Source organism: Thermoclostridium stercorarium subsp. stercorarium DSM 8532 (assembly GCF_000331995.1).
GTDB lineage: Bacteria > Bacillota > Clostridia > DSM-8532 > DSM-8532 > Thermoclostridium > Thermoclostridium stercorarium.
This window is the reverse complement of record NC_020134.1, coordinates 1,519,724-1,536,018: the sequence shown is the minus strand read 5'-3', so window position 1 is coordinate 1,536,018 and position 16,295 is coordinate 1,519,724. Positions and strand designations below refer to the sequence as shown.

General features: G+C 41.4%; 15 protein-coding genes. 13 read left to right on the top strand and 2 right to left on the bottom strand.

Features of this window, described 5'->3' with window-relative positions:
- Positions 1-16 precede the first annotated feature (16 nt).
- Positions 17-472: a GtrA family protein gene (locus CST_RS06705; protein ID WP_015359095.1), complete on the bottom strand. Its 456-nt coding sequence runs from the start codon at positions 470-472 to the stop codon at positions 17-19.
- A gap of 276 nt (positions 473-748) precedes the next feature.
- Here CST_RS06705 and CST_RS06700 point away from each other — a divergent pair, with 276 nt between their 5' ends.
- From CST_RS06700 to CST_RS06645, 12 genes are all read left to right on the top strand, one after another.
- A complete protein-coding gene (locus CST_RS06700) occupies positions 749-3,022 on the top strand; it encodes a DUF2298 domain-containing protein (protein WP_015359094.1) in 2,274 nt (757 codons plus the stop codon).
- Between the two features lie 354 nt (positions 3,023-3,376).
- Complete coding sequence (thrC, locus tag CST_RS06695; RefSeq protein ID WP_015359093.1) at positions 3,377-4,870, top strand: threonine synthase; 1,494 nt, start codon at positions 3,377-3,379, stop codon at positions 4,868-4,870.
- 48 nt (positions 4,871-4,918) lie between these two features.
- Positions 4,919-5,878: an HPr(Ser) kinase/phosphatase gene (hprK, locus tag CST_RS06690; RefSeq protein ID WP_015359092.1), complete on the top strand. Its 960-nt coding sequence runs from the start codon at positions 4,919-4,921 to the stop codon at positions 5,876-5,878.
- 36 nt (positions 5,879-5,914) lie between these two features.
- A complete protein-coding gene (gene murB, locus CST_RS06685) occupies positions 5,915-6,835 on the top strand; it encodes a UDP-N-acetylmuramate dehydrogenase (RefSeq protein ID WP_015359091.1) in 921 nt (306 codons plus the stop codon).
- Positions 6,836-6,837: 2 nt separating this feature from the next.
- Complete coding sequence (rapZ, locus tag CST_RS06680) at positions 6,838-7,722, top strand: RNase adapter RapZ (RefSeq protein ID WP_015359090.1); 885 nt, start codon at positions 6,838-6,840, stop codon at positions 7,720-7,722.
- Positions 7,709-8,980: a gluconeogenesis factor YvcK family protein gene (locus CST_RS06675; RefSeq protein ID WP_015359089.1), complete on the top strand. Its 1,272-nt coding sequence runs from the start codon at positions 7,709-7,711 to the stop codon at positions 8,978-8,980. Before rapZ ends, CST_RS06675 begins: the two co-directional genes overlap by 14 nt.
- Positions 8,981-10,945, top strand: coding sequence for an amylo-alpha-1,6-glucosidase (locus CST_RS06670; protein WP_015359088.1), 1,965 nt, complete (start codon positions 8,981-8,983; stop codon positions 10,943-10,945). It begins immediately after the preceding gene.
- A gap of 38 nt (positions 10,946-10,983) precedes the next feature.
- Positions 10,984-11,934: a DNA-binding protein WhiA gene (whiA, locus tag CST_RS06665; RefSeq protein WP_015359087.1), complete on the top strand. Its 951-nt coding sequence runs from the start codon at positions 10,984-10,986 to the stop codon at positions 11,932-11,934.
- A gap of 46 nt (positions 11,935-11,980) precedes the next feature.
- Complete coding sequence (locus tag CST_RS06660) at positions 11,981-12,292, top strand: STAS domain-containing protein (protein WP_015359086.1); 312 nt, start codon at positions 11,981-11,983, stop codon at positions 12,290-12,292.
- A 54-nt stretch (positions 12,293-12,346) separates the two neighbouring features.
- Positions 12,347-12,775, top strand: a complete 429-nt coding sequence (gene spoIIAB / locus CST_RS06655) for an anti-sigma F factor (RefSeq protein ID WP_015359085.1) — start codon at positions 12,347-12,349, stop codon at positions 12,773-12,775.
- Between the two features lie 41 nt (positions 12,776-12,816).
- Positions 12,817-13,572 (top strand): SigF/SigG family RNA polymerase sporulation sigma factor, encoded by a 756-nt coding sequence (locus CST_RS06650; protein ID WP_015359084.1) that lies wholly within the window; start codon positions 12,817-12,819, stop codon positions 13,570-13,572.
- Positions 13,573-13,707: 135 nt separating this feature from the next.
- Entirely contained in the window at positions 13,708-14,214 is a 507-nt protein-coding gene (locus tag CST_RS06645) for an amidase domain-containing protein (RefSeq protein WP_015359083.1), read from the top strand.
- Here the strand turns inward: CST_RS06645 and CST_RS06640 are convergent.
- Positions 14,202-15,572 (bottom strand): DUF1015 domain-containing protein, encoded by a 1,371-nt coding sequence (locus CST_RS06640; protein ID WP_015359082.1) that lies wholly within the window; start codon positions 15,570-15,572, stop codon positions 14,202-14,204. The genes CST_RS06645 and CST_RS06640 overlap by 13 nt on opposite strands.
- Before the next feature lie 187 nt (positions 15,573-15,759).
- Between CST_RS06640 and CST_RS06635 the strand changes: the two genes are divergently transcribed.
- Positions 15,760-16,293 carry a PRC-barrel domain-containing protein gene (locus tag CST_RS06635; RefSeq protein ID WP_015359081.1) on the top strand — a complete coding sequence of 178 codons (534 nt, stop codon included), beginning with the start codon at positions 15,760-15,762 and terminating at the stop codon, positions 16,291-16,293.
- The last annotated feature ends 2 nt before the right edge of the window (positions 16,294-16,295 follow it).

Genomic DNA, 16,295 nt, shown 5'->3' with positions numbered 1-16,295 from the left:
TCCCCCGGTTATGTTTTTATTCCTTATAAATGACCTTATTATATAGTATAAAATTCCAGGACACAATAAATATCATTATTACAATTTTGGGCAGGTAATAAGGTATCCACGGTGTGTCGGGAAAAAGTCCTTTCAAAAGCTGAGTTATTGCCATAAAAAGGAGTACGTTTCCGACAACCATGTTGAACAAAAACAGCAATCCGTAAGATAACAGCTGCTTCTTAAAGTTTTTTCGGGATTTGAAAGTAAAAAATTTGTTTAAAAGAAAATTGAACCAGAATATGAATGTGTAGACAATTATATTGGCGACAACGTCGGGAACCGGTAAGATTTTTCTGAAAACAAGAAAAAGGACGTATTCTATTGTGAAAGTTGAAACTCCTACAATGATGTATCTGGTGAATTTTCCTATAAATTCAGGACTTAAGAATTCATTGGTTATTTTTTCCTTAATCATTCGTATTCCGCTCATCACAAACTCTCCTAATCAAAATGAAGCAGTTTACCGTTTTATTTACACTTTAAGTGTATACCTTGAATATATTTTTTCAAGTAAAACCAAATAAATTATTATCAATACTTTAGAAAATATTATATCATTTGGAAAACTATAGTTCAAACCGGAATTTCCAACGCTTGAGTATTACTTGACAAACTGTTATAATAACGTTGCCGATTTCGTTGAAAAATATGAGTATACGGCTTTGGCTGAAAAAACAGGTACAGGTTACTGACGGGAGGCAAACAAATGGAAAAAACAAAGGCTTTCCCAGAATTTTTGGTTAAATGCTTATCGTATTTTTTGCTGCCGTTGTCTATGGTATTATGGGGAATCAAATTAAAAAATGAGTTTATATATGTGCTGAAATGGTGGGCTGTTTTTTTATTTATTGGTTTTTTATTTTTGCCGATGACGTTTCGTATTTTTTCCACCTTTACCGATAAAGGCTTTATGTTCTCAAAAATTATCGGGCTTGCCATAAGTTCGTTTATATTCTGGCTTCTCTCATATGCCAAATTGTTGGATATAACCCCGGCCCACTGCTGGTCTGTTACAGTGGCAGCGGGTTTGGCTGTTTATGTGGTGTTTTTTGGGTGGAAGAAATTTTACCGGAACATTTCAGGCATCATTGATAAAGACACGTTTTTCTGGGTTTTTACCGGTGAGGGGCTCTTTTTATTCTCATTAAGTTTCTGGACATATCTCAGAGGATTTAACCCAAAAATAGAAGGTCTTGAAAAATTTATGGACTATGGTTTTGTAAACAGCATACTCCGTTCGGGTTATGTTCCGCCGAAGGATATGTGGTTTGCGGGAAAACCAATAAATTACTATTATTTCGGACAGTATGTTACGGCGTTTCTGACCAGACTCAGCGGCCTTGAAACCGAAATTTCCTATAACGTCATGATGGCGACCCTTTTTGCCTTCAGCATGGCCCTTTGTTTTACGATTGTTTCTAACATGCTCAGGGAACACGGAATTGAGGGAGAATGCCCCGCTGTTGCAGGAGGATTAATTGCGGCCGTTCTTGTTTCGATCGGCGGTAACCTGCATTCCTTTTTTTACGGATTTCTTGCCAAATTTACAAAGGAAGGGGACAAATACTGGTTTCCCGATGCGACAAGATATATCGGCTATAATCCTCCGACAGACGACAAAACAATTCATGAATTTCCCGTTTATTCTTTTGTGGTGTCCGATTTGCACGCTCACGTAATTAACATGATTTTTGTCCTGACGCTGATTGGGGTACTTCTGGCCGTGTTCGGAAAATTGCAGCGTAAAACCTTGGGCAATCAGGATGATAAATACCGTCTTAATGAAATCTTTTTCCCCGAAATATTGTTAATCTCGCTTTTCATTTGTATTTTCCAGATGTCCAATTACTGGGATTTTCCGATTTATCTGACTGTTACGCTGTTTGTATTTATATGCGCAGGAATACGAAATTACGGTTTTCGCAAAAAAACAACTGTTGTAACCGTTTTGCGTTTTGTTGCGGTGCTGCTGCTGTCGCTCCTGTTTGCGCTTCCTTTTAACCTGTCTTTCGAAAAGATAGCTTCCACGGTACGCCTGGCAAGAAACCATTCCTTACCGCACCAGCTGCTTGTTTTGTGGGGCTATCAGCTTACATTTGTAATAGTATTCTTTATTGCAATTCTCTATGCCGAACAGAACACGGCATGGAAAAGATTAAGGGGAACGGAAAGGCTCAAAGCACGGAATGAGCTTACTTTTACCGTAAGAATAAAAAACGTTCTGGAGAAATTTTCAACCGGGGACGTTTTTGCCGTGATCCTTTGCGTGTCCGCAATGGGTCTGGTTCTTATTCCTGAGATTGTTTACGTGAAGGATATATATGAAAACGGATATGCACGAGCCAATACCATGTTCAAGCTGACTTATCAGGCTTTTATAATGTTTGGTCTGGCTTGCGGCTATATCTTTATCCGCATCAGAAAATCAATATACAAAGAACCGAAACTTGTCTTGGCGAAAGCGCTCACCGTTATTATGGTAATTCTGCCAATGATTTATCCTTTTTATGCAATACCCAGCTGGTATAAGAATTTAGATCCGCAGAAATATGAAGGTCTGGACGGACTGGCTTTTATGAAAAACAGCAATCCCGACGATTACGAGCTTGTTTGCTGGCTGCGCGAAAACGTTCAGGGCCAGCCCGTTGTACTTGAGGCTAACGGGGACAGTTACACATATAATTGCAGAATATCAATGGCCACAGGTCTTCCCACAATCCAGGGCTGGTATACTCATGAATGGCTGTGGAGGGGTGATATTACACTGATTCAGGAACGCATAAGCGATGTAAAAGCAATTTATGAATCCGACGATTTGGAAATGACGAAGGAACTTCTCAGAAAATACAGTGTGGAGTATATCGTTATAGGAAAAACCGAGCATGAAACATTTCCGGAATTAAACGAAAAAAAACTTATGGGCCTTGGCACAGTGGTTTTTGAAAGACCGAATGCAAAACTTATAAAAGTCGAATACTGATGCGGAAAAAAAGATAAAAAAAAAGCACATTCAACTATGTACTTATGAATATGATAGCATTATATTCAATGTGCTTTTCAAGATCATCTCATATAAACTCAGATCAAGGATCTATATTAAAAGGAGGAACAAAATGAAAAAAAGTTAAATAAATCATCGTGATTAAAGTATAGCATATTCATGATAAAATTACCATTAAGATAAGATTAAAGTTATGAACAATTCGTTAACAAAATTAATACAGGCTTGTAACAATGCTGTATTGTAAATACATAAAAATTTTTTGATTTTTTATGTATTTTATATTATATTATCATTAGTTTACAGGAGAGTGAAACTGAAAGAAGGGTACATATGAGGTACAGAAGCACACGCGGTGGATTTTCCGGCGTTACTTCTTCGGAAGCAATTAAAATGGGTATTGCGCCTGACGGCGGGCTGTTTGTTCCGGAAGATGACGTAACTGTTGATTTAAAGTTTATTGAAAATTTGGTTAGTGATAATTACCGGCAAAGAGCAGAAAAAATACTTTCTTTTTTTCTGACCGATTTTGACAGGGCAGAATTGGAAGAATGCGTAAAGAAAGCCTATGGGAATAATTTTTCATCTCCCGAGGTTACTCCTCTTGTACATCTGCACGAGCATCTTCATATGCTTGAGCTCTGGCACGGCCCTACCTGTGCTTTTAAGGATATGGCTTTGCAAATACTTCCGCACTTTATGGTAAAAGCCATCAAGAAAACAGGAGAAAATTCAAAAATAGTTATACTTACGGCTACATCCGGTGATACAGGCAAGGCTGCACTTGAAGGATTTGCAGACGTCGACGGCACGTATATCATTGTATTCTATCCAAACGGCGGAGTAAGTGAAATCCAGAGACTTCAGATGGTTACTCAGACAGGCAAAAATACGAATGTTATAGCCGTAAACGGGAATTTCGACGATACTCAGAGCGGCGTAAAAAAGATTTTCAATGACAAAAACATATGTGATAAGATACAGGACAAAGGTTTCAGGTTTTCATCGGCGAACTCGATAAACTGGGGAAGACTGGTTCCGCAGATTGTATATTATTTTTCCGCATATGCGGATTTATTGAAGGATAAAATCATTGAACCCGGAGAGAAGATAAATTTTGTGGTTCCGACAGGTAATTTCGGGAATATTCTTGCGGCATGGTATGCGATGAAAATGGGGCTGCCTGTGAACAGGCTTATATGTGCATCAAATGAAAATAATATACTTACCGACTTTATTATTACAGGAACATATGACAGGAGAAGGGAATTCCATAAAACTCTGTCTCCGTCAATGGATATACTTATTTCCAGTAATCTTGAAAGGCTGCTTTTTGAACTCGGAGGAAAAGATGCCGGGCTTATACGCGGTTATATGAACGACCTCAACGAAAAGGGTTATTATACGGTGAACAAAACAATTAAGGGAAAAATTCAGGAAATATTCTGGGGAGGATATTCGAGTGATAATGAAACCCTCGCCTGCATAAGAAGCGTTTACAAGGATTATGGTTATGTATTGGATACTCACACTGCAGTGGCGATGGACGTTTATGACAAGTATGTAATATATAGCGGAGATCTTACTCAGACCGTAATCGTTTCCACCGCAAGCCCGTTCAAGTTCAGCGGCAGCGTAGCAAAGGCTCTGTTCGGTGACGAAACCGAAGGGCTTGACGAGTTCGGACTTCTGAGGCTGCTTTCGGAAAAAACCGGCTGGGAGATACCAAAAGGATTAAAAGATCTGGACAGGAAAGAAATACTTCACAAAACGGTCTGCGAAAAGGATGAAATGGGTGACGTAGTTCTTAATATCCTTAATTCGTAAAAGTCAATATAAAGGAAAGGAATGAAGGGAAACCTGCAGGTGATAAATATGTCAGACTCTTCATATAATGTTACATTAGGAAGAATAATAAGTGAATTTAAGCTGGAAGAACTGAATTATGTGCCCGGTTCACACGACATTTTGATAAAAACATCGGATATAAACCGTCCCGGACTTCAGCTGGCCGGGTTTTACGAATATTGTGATACCGAAAGAATTCAGATTATCGGTACTGTTGAAATGGCTTATCTTGCCTCGCTCTCGTATGAAGAAAGGTATGCAAGCCTTAAGGCTTTTTTTAAGCACGATTTCCCGTGTGTTATCATTGCAAGGGGAAAAGAGCCTTTTCCCGAAATGGTGGAACTGGCTACTGAGTACGGGGTTCCGCTTCTGCGGACCGACGAGGAAACTTCAAGGTTTGCAAGTTATTTAATTTTGTATCTGAATGTCGAACTTGCACCCCGAATAACAATGCACGGGGTTTTGGTGGAGGTATACGGCGAAGGGGTTTTGATGCTTGGCGAGAGCGGAGTAGGAAAAAGCGAAACTGCTTTGGAACTTGTAAAGCGCGGTCATCGCCTTGTCGCCGATGACGTTGTGGAAATCAGGAAGGTATCCAACAGAACGCTTGTAGGAAGTTCTCCTGATATTATAAGGCATTTTATAGAAATTCGCGGAGTGGGTATAATTGACGTAAAAAACCTGTACGGTGTCGGCGCGGTTAAGATGACCGAGAATATAAATCTGGTTGTCAACATGGAGCTGTGGGATACAAATAAGCAGTATGACAGGCTGGGGATTAACGACGAGTATACAGAAATACTGGGAATTAAGGTTCCTTCACTAACAATTCCTGTAAGACCGGGAAGAAACCTGGCGATTATCATTGAGGTTGCGGCAATGAATCACCGGCAAAAAAAAATGGGTTATAACGCAGCGAAGGTTTTAAATGAAAGAGTAATGCGGGAAATTGAGAGAAATTCAATGAGAAATATGAACGGTGATTAGTGACTGAAAGACCACGGTATTACGGAGTATTGGACTATGGATAGTGAAATGGTAATGAACGCCATGAATGAAATAAGGAAAATCCTGAAAGATGAGCAGATTTTACTGGATGTACCGATGAAAGAGCATACTTCCATGCGGGTAGGCGGAAAGGCTAAAATGATGTTGCTTCCGTCAGGCGTGGAGGAAATCCGGGATGTTATAAAATACCTAAATGAGAACAATGTTCCATATTACGTTATCGGAAATGGGACAAATCTTATAGTCCATGATACGGGATATGACGGAGTTATAATAAAATTGTCGGACAATTTTTCGTCAACATCGGTAGAAGAGGATATTATTACCGCGAAATCAGGAGCACCTCTTGTTCTGGTTTCCAATCTGGCCTGTGATCATTCACTTTCCGGCCTTGAATTTGCAGCTGGGATTCCCGGAACGGTGGGCGGAGCGGTTACAATGAATGCCGGCGCCTATGACGGTGAAATGAAAGATGTGGTTCTGGAAGTCACATGCCTTGACAAAGATGCGAATCTGGTGCATCTTTGCGCGGAAGAACTCCAGTTTGGTTACAGGACAAGCAGAATACAAACCGAAAGTCTGATTGTCCTTGAGGTGAAAATGAGGCTCAGTGGCGGAAACAGGGATGAAATACGGGATAAGATGAGAGAACTGAACCGTAGGAGAAGGGAAAAACAGCCTTTGAACTTTCCAAGTGCAGGCAGCATTTTTAAAAGGCCTGAAGGTTATTACGCCGGAAAGCTGATAGAAGAGGCAGGCCTCAGGGGATTCCAGATAGGTGGTGCGAGGGTGTCTGACAAGCACTGCGGTTTTATTATCAACACGGGAACGGCTACGGCGGCGGATGTAATTGAATTGATAGAGTTTATCAAAAAAAGAGTTTTTGAAACTTCCGGCGTCATGTTACAGCAGGAAGTTAAGATACTGGGAGGATAAGCGTGGAATTTCTTATCATTACCGGCATGTCGGGTGCCGGAAAGAGCCTATGTGTAAAATACTTTGAAGACATTGGATACTTCTGCGTGGACAATCTTCCACCGTCACTTGTACCTAAGTTTGCAGAGATATGCCTTCAGGGCCAGAATAAAATGGACAGAATCGCCCTGATTATGGATATACGGGGAGGAACGATGTTCCTTGACTTGTTCCCGGCCCTTGAGTCGCTTGCAGCTTACGGCATATCCTACAAAATTTTGTTTTTGGAAGCGCAGGATAATGTTCTGGTAAAAAGATTCAAAGAAACCCGGAGAATGCATCCTTTGTCCCCTGAGGGTCGGATACTGGACGGGATAAGGGAAGAGCGGCGCATACTTGCGCCTGTTAAGGAAAAAGCCGACTACGTAATCGATACTTCAAACCTTACCCCGCGTCAACTCAAGCAGGAAATTCACAAGCTTTTTGTTGAAGGTAAACCTTTTTCCGGGCTTATCATAAATATAATTTCTTTTGGCTTTAAGTACGGAATACCGATTGACTGCGACCTGGTATTCGACGTGAGGTTTATACCCAATCCGTATTACGTCGATTCCCTGAAGAGCCTCACAGGCAACGACAAGGATGTAAGCGACTATGTGATGAGTTTTCATGAGAGCAGGGTATTCCTGACAAAACTTGTTGACTTGCTTGATTTTCTAATTCCCAATTACGTAAAGGAAGGGAAAAATCAGCTGGTAATCGGCATAGGCTGCACAGGAGGGAAACACCGTTCGGTAACAATTGCAAATCAGCTGTTTGAAATACTTAAAGCCAAGAACAGCAGTGTGGTTCTTGAACACAGGGATGTTGACAAAGATAACAGGAGAATGAGAAATGAATCCTCTTAAGATTTTTCGTACTGTTTATAAATTCAGAAAATGGCTGTGGAATGGTATTGTGGGGTTGCTTCTGATTATAGCGGGAATTGCTGTACTGGTTTACCGGGCTGAAATACGCACTGCTCAGTTCGTAACGGCATTAATACTCAGCGGTACCGGCATAATTCTTTGTTATTTGTGTTTGAGAAAAATACTGCTGGCTTTGTTGAAAATCAATAATAACGGCCTTACGAATGTTCCGACGTCAATGCTTGACATAGGTAAAAAAATCTACATACGCTCAAGATTAAAGGAAGGCCCGAATGTAGCAGTTATCGGCGGAGGAACGGGTATATCCACGTTATTAAGGGGGTTAAAACAGTTTACGGCGAATATTTCGGCCATTATAACCGTTGCCGATGACGGCGGAGGGTCTGGAATGCTCAGAAGGGATCTGGGCATGCTTCCACCGGGCGATATACGGAACTGTATACTTGCCCTCGCAGATACCGAGCCTCAGATGGAAAAACTGTTGCAATACCGGTTTCAGGAAGGCGATTTAAAAGGGCAGTCTTTCGGCAATTTGTTCCTCGCGGCGATGACGGGGATTAGTGAAAGTTTTGAAGCTGCAGTGCGCAACATGAGCGAGGTTCTTGCGGTCACGGGCAGGGTACTCCCCGTTACATCGGAAAATATCAACCTAATAGCCGAACTTGAGGACGGAGCTGTAATTCAGGGTGAATCCAAAATCGGCGAACACCATACTTTTCATCCGGGCAGAATAAAAAGAGTGTATTTGGACAAGAATAATGTTAAACCACTTGAAAGTACTTTGGAGGCGCTGGATGAAGCCGAAATCATTGTTCTCGGTCCGGGAAGCCTTTATACCAGCATAATACCCAATCTGCTGGTTGATCATGTTGTGGAAAGAATTGTAAAATCAAACGCGATAAAAATCTATGTGTCAAATATAATGACCCAGCCCGGAGAAACCGAGGGATATACTGTTTCGGATCATATTGATGCAATATACCGTCATTCTGGCTGCGAAGGTTTTATTGATTACTGTATTGTCAATACAGGCAGAATACCCGACGAAATTTACAGGAGGTATGTCAAAGAAGGGGCGTCGGTAGTAAAACTTGATGCCGGTAAGGTCAGAAAGATGGGAATAAAAGTAGTTGAACGGGATTTGGTACAGATAAACAAAGGTTACGTGAGGCATGATCCTGTAAAACTGGCGAAAGCAGTGCTTGATATTTATGAAAATAAGGCAGGGAAGGCATAAATGATTTTCGGAAAGTCACACTGGATTACGCCTGACCAGGGAATCAAGAAAGAATGGCTTATAACAAACGGCATTGGAGGTTTTGCCTGTGGTACGATTATCGGTATGAATGCAAGGCGTTATCACGGCCTGCTGATTGCTTCCTTAAATCCGCCTACTGAACGCTTCCTTGTCATGTCTTCGGTAAGTGAATGCGTTTTGGTGAACGGAGAGAAGCATTTGCTTCATACATTTAAAACTCCTGATTTCTTTGCACATGGGGAATATTATCTTGAAGCTTTCCGTTATGATTTCATTCCTGAATTTTATTACCGAATAGAGTCAATGAGAATAGAAAAAAGGATTTGCTTAAGAAACCGGAAAAACCAGGTGGCAGTCGTTTACAGAATTATTAACCCGGTAACCTGCAGAATACAGCTTGCTCCGCTGATAAATTTCAGAGATTACCATGGACTTTCGGTAAGCGGTTCGCTGAATTTTTCAACTGAAATTCGGGACAGGGAAATAATCATTACTCCCGGTAACACAGACAGGAAAATCTTTGTCGCATGCTCGGACGGAAAAGCAGTGGAAAGCAATTGCTTTTTTTATAACATGGATTATCCCTATGAACATGAAAGAGGCTTTGACGGAACTGAAGATCATTATATGCCCGGTTATTTCGATATACCTGTAAGTGAAGGTGAGGAAAAAACAATAACATTAATCTGCAGCTTTGATGAACCTGTGGACATTACCGACGGCGAATTTATAATCGCAGAGGAAATAAAAAGGCAGAAAGCTTTATTACCGGGGTTTGACGGGGATGAGTTTCTGAGACGGCTTGTGCTGGCGGCAGACAAATTTATAGTGGAACGGAATTCCACAAATTCCAAAACGGTTATTGCGGGGTATCCATGGTTTACCGACTGGGGCCGTGACACAATGATATCGCTTACCGGGCTTACACTGGTAACGAAAAGATATGGCGACGCCAGGGATATTTTATATACTTTCGCAAAGTATGAAAAAGACGGGCTGATACCCAACCTGTTCCCCGACGAAAAAAACGAGCCGGCGTATAATACCGTTGATGCTGCACTTTGGTTTTTCGAAGCCGTTTACAAGTATTTACGGTATACCGGCGATATGAAATTTGTAAAGGAAGAGCTTCTTACGGTTTTAAAAAGAATTTTCAAGGCCTACAGGGAAGGTACGGTTTTTAATATAAAAATGGACGACGATTTTCTGATATATGCCGGGAACGAACATACTCAGCTCACGTGGATGGACGCAAAGGTTGATGACTGGGTTGTAACGCCACGCCACGGGAAGGCTGTTGAAATAAACGCTCTGTGGTACAACGCAGCAATGGTTATGTCATATATTTTTGAACAAATAGGCGAAAATAACGCTGATTATTCCGCGTTGGCAGAGGAAATCCGGAAAAGCTTCATTAAGCTTTTCTGGAATGCCAATAAAGGTTGTCTGTATGACGTGGTGAATGAAAAAGGTAAAGACGACAAAATAAGGCCTAATCAAATCCTTGCCGTCAGCCTTTCATTTCCCGTACTCGACGGTGAATTGGCCAAATCGGTTGTGGATACCGTTTACAGGAAATTGTATACTGCATATGGCTTGAGATCGTTGTCATCCGACGACCCGGAATACAAGGGTATTTATATCGGAGATCGGTATCAAAGAGACGGGGCATATCATCAGGGAACCGTTTGGGTTTGGCCGCTGGGGCAGTTTATAACGGCTTATGCAAGAGTATACCGCAATGATAAAAGTCTTTCCGAAAAACTTAAGGCTTTTTTCATTCCATTTCACGACCATTTAAGGGATGCATGTATAGGCAACATTTCCGAAATATTCGACGGCAATGAGCCGCTTATTGCAAGGGGTTGTTTTGCACAGGCATGGAGTGTTGCAGAAATACTGAGAGCCTATGCAGAGGATTATCTGCCGCTTGTAGACCCATGAAACATGCGGCGGAACAACACATACAAAGGAGGCTTGCTATGTCATTTTCGTCCGACATCAAGGATGAACTATGCAGATTACACAACGAAAAGCCATGCTGTGCTTTTCACGAACTTGCGGGCATTTTGAGGACAGGCCTTATAATCCGTGAAATAGGTAAAAAAAATCATCTTTTGTTTATAACCGAGCACGCCTCGGTTTCAAGAACGGTATACAGCAGGGTTAAGGAAATGGTGCCCGATGGTGTGGAAATAAGCGGAGAGAAGACAACGCGCTTCAAAAGGCATATGGTGTACAGGCTGGATTTTACGGGAATAACCGAAAGGGATGACGGTATCAGACTGCTCGATTCTGTAGGAATGAACGTCAATCTGCCACAGCAGAAAGTTGAATATACTAAACTGGATATAAAGAACAAATGCTGTATCAGGGCTTACCTCAGGGGAGGCTTTCTTGCCGTTGGTTCGGTAAGCAACCCGGACAAGTCCTACCATATTGAATTGTCATTCATCAACGGCCTGATTGCCGATGAATTTATGAGTTATATGGAATTTTTTGAGCTCAAGCCCAGGATAATACAGCGTAAAAATTATGATATAGTTTATATGAAGGAAGGCCAGGATATTGTCGATTTTCTGAATGTTATTAACGCCCATAATGCGCTTCTGGAAATGGAAAACATACGGATACTGAAAGACATGAGAAACCAGGTCAACAGAATTGTCAACTGCGAAACTGCCAACCTTGAAAAAACGGTTAATGCATCGCTTAAACAGGTTTCGTATATAAAATATATCGATGAAAGAATAGGTATAGAAAACCTGCCCGAAGGTCTTAAAGAAATTGCAAGATTAAGGATGGAAAATCCTGAAGCAAGCCTTTCAGAACTTGGTAAAATGCTTAAACCCGAACTTGGAAAGTCCGGTGTCAATCATCGTATGAGGAAACTTCAACAAATAGCGACAGATTTAATGGAAAAGGGAAAATGAAGGATTTTTTTGGGAAATATCGAATAAAAAAGACAGGAATGGAGTGATGACATTGGATATTACCTTTAAGCATGAAAACCAGGTTCTGACAATATACCTTAAGGGTGAACTGGATCACCACGCAGTATCCAAAATAAAGGATACCATTGATTTACAGCTGGTGAGAGCACCGGTGAAAAAGCTGGTTCTTGACCTGGGTGAAGTTTCATTTATGGACAGCTCGGGCATAGGACTGATAGTGGGAAGATACAACCGTATCAGAAGTTTGGGAGGAACGATGGCGATAAAAAATCCCGGCGGAAATCTTTTGAAAATACTGAAAATGTCCGGGATTGATAAACTGATGAAGATAAGCTGAAATTCACCATACCGGACAAACCGGCACTAATTAGTATTGTGAGGTTATGAAAATATGCAGCCAATTAACAGGATGAAAATTGAATTTGACAGCAAATCAACCAATGAGGCTTTTGCGAGAGTAGTGGTTGCTGCGTTTGCAGCACAGCTGGATCCGACTCTGGAGGATTTGGCCGATCTAAAAACCGCTGTGTCCGAAGCCGTGACCAATGCCATAATACACGGTTATGAACAGAAACCCGGAACCATTTACATGGAGTGCATACTGTACCCTGACAGAATAACGGTTATAGTGGAAGATCATGGCGTTGGGATAGAAGATATAGAGAAGGCAAGAACACCTGCCTTTACCACAAAACCGGAACTTGAAAGATCGGGAATGGGGTTTTCGGTAATGGAAAGTTTTGTGGACAGCCTCCAGATTGAGTCGGAAAAAGGAAAAGGAACAAGGGTAATCATGACTAAGAAGTTTTTACGCGGTTAATTCAAAAAAAATTTATTTTGTCGGGAACAGGAGCCTGTTCGGTGAAGGATAAGAATACCGAAGCAAAAAATCTGGATGAGAGAACGTTAGAACTGATAATAAGAGCGCAAAAAGGCGACAAGGAAGCTCAGAACATACTGGTTGAGGAAAATATCGGGCTGGTGTGGAGCCTGGTAAAGCGTTTCAAGGGCCGCGACGTAGAAACCGAGGATATTTTCCAGGTAGGTTGCATTGGGCTTATCAAGGCCATAAAAAAGTTTGATCCCGGTTTCGATGTCAAGTTTTCAACTTACGCGGTTCCGATGATTCTGGGGGAAATAAAGCGTTTTTTCAGGGATGACGGTGCCATCAAGGTAAGCCGGGCTATGAAAGAGCTTGGGCAAAAGGCCAACATGGTAAAGGAGCAAATTGAAAAGACCAGCGGCAAGACCCCGACAATTCATGAACTGGCTGAAAAACTCAACGTCGAGCCTGAAGAATTGGTTCAGGCCATTGAAGCAGGTTACCAGCCCGAATCCCTTTACAGAACGATTGGGGAAAGTGACAATCACCCGATGTATTTAATTGACCGCCTGATGCTGGAGGAGGCTGATTCGGGTGAGACAGCCATACTTGAGCGCTTGTCGCTTTCAAAGGCTTTGCAGCATCTTGACGAGAGATCAAGGCAAATAATCTTTCTGAGGTATTTTAAGGAAGAAACCCAGCAGATGGTGGCTGAAAAAATGGGAATTTCGCAGGTGCAGGTTTCAAGGCTTGAAAAAAAGATTATGGAAGAATTGAGGAACAAATTTTTATAAATTGATTCAAAAAGGCATCTGGCACTGAACCGCCGGTCCGGCAATATCCAAATTAAACCGGCATTTATTCCCGAAATAAGGAACGTCTGAGTATGGTTTATAATAATAAATAATATAGAAAATCTTATTGAATAAATGCCGGGGAATATGAAACTGTACCCATACAACAGACATGCTGCGATAGAATATGCCCATAAATGGGCATTTGGCAGGAATCCGGCCTATTATGATTTCAGTAAACTTGGCGGCGACTGCACCAATTTTGTTTCGCAGTGCCTTTATGCAGGATGCAGGGTAATGAATACCAAACCGGTATACGGTTGGTATTACTTTGACAGTTATAATCGCACCGCTTCATGGACCGGTGTGCAGTATCTTTACGAATTCCTTACAAAAAACAATGGTCCAGGGCCTTTTGCCGTGGAAGTTCCGCTTTCCGAAACAGAACCCGGGGATATAATCCAGCTTTCTTTCGACGGTTCGTCCTTCAGGCATTCGCTGTTCATTGTTGAAACCGGGAAAATCCCCGACTTAGATAATGTAAAGATTGCCACGCACACCATTGACAGGGATTATTATCCGCTGTCAAACTATGCGTTTAAAAAATACAGGTGTCTTCATATAGAAGGTTACCGCAAATAGTCAGGGATAATTTTTCTGCATTCTAGATAGTACCGTTTTTCCACGGCTTCACCCATTGAAAAGGTTTTTCTGGGCAGTGCTCCGTCTTTAATGACCGTCATGAAAAGATCGCTTTTGTTCATGGGCGAAAGGAGAAAGCCCATATTACCGGCTTTTCTGCCCAATTTTTCAACCACTTCGCTGCCGTGAACGTAATCTATAGCTGCTTCAGGATTTTCCTGAATATAATGGTCAAGGAAATGCTGAAGTGTACCCACGTCAATAGTAAAAGCGGGATCATCAACCCACAGATACCCTGTTTTCGTTTCGCTGAGGAAAGGTATAATATGTCTTCTTTTATCAGACACCGGGACATGTTTAATGCCGTTTGTATATTCATACCCACAGCGTCTGCCCATATCACCGTAAAAGTTTACAAAGGAGTTCAGAACTTTTCCGGAATCCACGTTAAAAAGAATTCTGTGTATTGGTTCAAACTGAAGCGCCGGATCGTGGATATTCACAAGCTCGACAAGGGCAAACCTGGCAGGATGGATCAGTTTTTCGCTTTCGGTAAGGGAGTTCTTGAGTTTTTCCCAGCACGCTTTTGCCGTTGCAAGAGAATGGTTCCCGTCGCCGACGGCAAAAAGCATCGGACTTACCGGAGAACTGGTATCGTATTCGTATTTCTTGATGAAGTTTTCCCGTGACTTAAGGTTCATCAGGCTTTCATATATACCGATGAGCAATTCCGGGTTGTTTACCTGGTAGCCTTCTATATGACCGCCGTTCATCATAAGATCAAAGGAATACAGTTTATTCATTTTGTGTTTGCAGTCTGACAGCGGCTCAATAACCGACATTCCGGGGTCATCAACCAAAATCATTATATGCGGAAGTTCAAGGCACGCATTTTCTCGAATCTGTATCCTTGGCGGAAGCCTGTCAAGAATTGTCCCTTCGGTGGCCCGGATTAAACTGCTGGAACCTTTTGTGTAGTCATAAAGTTCCAAATCAATTGCAAATAACAGACCTTTTCTTATTTTTCCGTTTCGCAGCGTTCTTTCAATATATATAAATGAATCCTTTATTTCGTCAAAATAATTATTTTCAAGATATTCCCTCATTGTCCGGTTTATTCTGTCAATTCTCAGTTTTTTTTGAGTATTGTTTTCCCTTTCAAGATATACCTCAGGAAAAATAAGGCGCAGAGTTGAAGGGGAGTCACCTACAAACTTGTCCACATTTTCCCAATATTCAGGTTCCGAAGTGTATTGATCGCAGGCGATAACGGCCCATTTTTCAAGGGATATGCCTTTCTTAGGAATCAGTACCGAAGATATGTCAATTCCCAGATCTTCTCTGAATCTGTTTACCATAATGTTCCCCCTTGGTTTAAAATTAAAAACTGCCCAATATTTTCCGGTTAACAGAATGCTCCGATAAATTCATTAGGTCAATTCTAATAGAATATGTAAATTTAGTCAATTCAAAAATTGCTGCATTCTTTTAAATATTTGAAGAAATAATATCAATGAAAACCTGTGACGAAAAGAGGCTTTTTAGATGCATTACTGGTCCGAAACGGTGGGTGCGTCTGTTTTCCTGGACAGGGATAAGATAGGACAGGTGGAGGATTCTGTAATAGATCCGGTAAATAAGGCAGTGGAGGGTTTCTTACTGGAACGCAAAAGTACCGAAATAAGATACCGCTTTCTACCGTTTACGCAGATTAAGGAAATAAAGCGTGACAGCATCAGACTGAATAGTAAATCGGGCATAATTGTACTGGCCAAGGATTTTAAAAAAAGTAAAATTCTTATAAGAGAGCTGATGAAAAAACCAATAATTGATGAAAAGGGCGAATGGATCGGGCGCGTTGTGGATGTTGCCTTTGATGAAAACAACGGTATATTGCGGGAAATAATAATATCGGGAAGTGTTGTGGACGATCTTTGGTTGGGCAGAAAAAAAATGCCTGTGCTGGACAGGGTTGAATTTTCGAGAGAATTAATTCAGATTGACAGGGATACGAAAGAAAAAATAATCCCTCTTCAAAAAGGTCTGAAAAAACTGCTAAATATGGATTCTTCAAAATAAAG